Source organism: uncultured Streptococcus sp. (assembly GCF_938036805.1).
Taxonomy (GTDB): domain Bacteria; phylum Bacillota; class Bacilli; order Lactobacillales; family Streptococcaceae; genus Streptococcus.
Window position 1 is genome coordinate 1 of the sequence record NZ_CALHWC010000044.1, and the last position, 1,850, is coordinate 1,850.

1 protein-coding gene is annotated in these 1,850 nt (G+C 53.0%); it reads left to right on the forward strand.

Annotated elements, in window-relative coordinates:
• Positions 1-1,850, forward strand: a 1,850-nt coding sequence (gene parE, locus Q0191_RS01865) for a DNA topoisomerase IV subunit B (protein WP_297663299.1), incomplete at both ends; no start/stop codon positions are given.

The window sequence follows — 1,850 nt, forward strand, 5'->3', positions numbered from 1 at the left end:
AATGACGATGCCATTCAGGTATTAGAAGGGTTGGATGCGGTCCGCAAACGTCCGGGAATGTATATCGGATCGACCGATGGAGCGGGACTCCACCATCTGGTCTGGGAGATTGTGGACAATGCAGTCGATGAAGCCTTGTCAGGCTTCGGTGACCGGATCGATGTGACGATAAACAAAGACGGCAGTCTAACCGTCGCTGACCATGGACGCGGAATGCCAGTCGGTATGCACGCTATGGGTATTCCTACGGTTGAGGTTATTTTCACAGTTCTCCACGCCGGTGGTAAGTTCGGCCAAGGTGGCTATAAGACCTCGGGCGGTCTCCATGGTGTAGGTTCCTCTGTTGTCAATGCCCTGTCCAGCTGGCTTGAAGTGGAAATTACGCGCGACGGGGCTGTTTACAAGCAGCGCTTTGAAAATGGCGGAAAACCTGTCACCACGCTCAAGAAAATCGGTACGGCTCCTAAGTCTAAGTCTGGGACCAAAGTGACCTTCATGCCAGACGATACGATTTTTTCAACGACGGACTTTAAGTACAACACCATTGCAGAGCGGCTTAAGGAATCAGCCTTCCTGCTCAAGAATGTCCGTCTGTCGCTGACCGATGCTCGCACTGGCGAAGAAGTAGAATTCCACTATGAAAACGGGGTTGAAGACTTTGTCAGCTATCTCAATGAAGACAAGGAAACCCTGACTCCTGTCCTCTATTTCGAGGGCGAGGAGAGCGGCTTTCAAGTTCAGGTAGCCCTCCAGTACAACGACGGCTATTCTGACAATATCCTGTCCTTTGTCAATAACGTCCGCACCAAGGACGGTGGTACCCACGAGACGGGACTCAAGACCGCTATTACCAAGGCCATGAATGACTATGCCAGAAAGACAGGACTGCTCAAGGAAAAGGATAAGAATCTGGAAGGCTCAGACTATCGTGAGGGTCTGGCTGCTGTCTTGTCCATCCTCGTCCCAGAAGAACACCTCCAGTTTGAAGGCCAGACCAAGGACAAGCTGGGCAGCCCTTTGGCTCGTCCTGCCGTGGACTCCATTGTCTCTGACAAGCTGACCTTTTTCCTCTTGGAAAATGGCGAGCTGGCTTCCAATCTCATCCGCAAGGCTATCAAGGCCAGAGATGCAAGAGAAGCAGCCCGCAAGGCGCGTGACGAAAGCCGCAATGGCAAGAAGAATAAGAAAGACAAGGGCTTGCTGTCTGGTAAGTTGACTCCAGCCCAGTCCAAGAACCCAGCCAAGAACGAACTCTATCTGGTCGAGGGTGACTCTGCCGGTGGCTCTGCTAAGCAAGGCCGTGACCGTAAGTTCCAAGCCATCCTGCCTCTGCGTGGTAAGGTTATCAATACTGCTAAGGCTAAGATGGCTGACATTCTCAAGAACGAAGAAATCAACACCATGATTTACACCATTGGAGCGGGTGTTGGGTCAGACTTTACCCTTGAGGATGCCAACTATGACAAGATCATCATCATGACCGATGCGGACACCGACGGTGCCCATATCCAGACCTTGCTGCTGACCTTTTTCTATCGCTATATGCGCCCGCTGGTTGAGGCTGGCCGCGTCTATATAGCCCTGCCCCCTCTCTACAAGATGTCCAAGGGCAAGGGCAAGAGCGAAGTCGTCGAGTATGCCTGGACCGATGGCGAACTGGATGACCTGCGCCGTAAGTTTGGCAAGGGTGCCATGCTTCAGCGCTACAAGGGGCTCGGTGAAATGAACGCTGACCAGCTCTGGGAGACGACCATGAATCCCGACACCCGAACCCTCATCCGTGTCACCATCGAAGACCTAGCTCGCGCCGAACGCCGTGTCAATGTCCTCATGGGAGACAAGGTCGAACC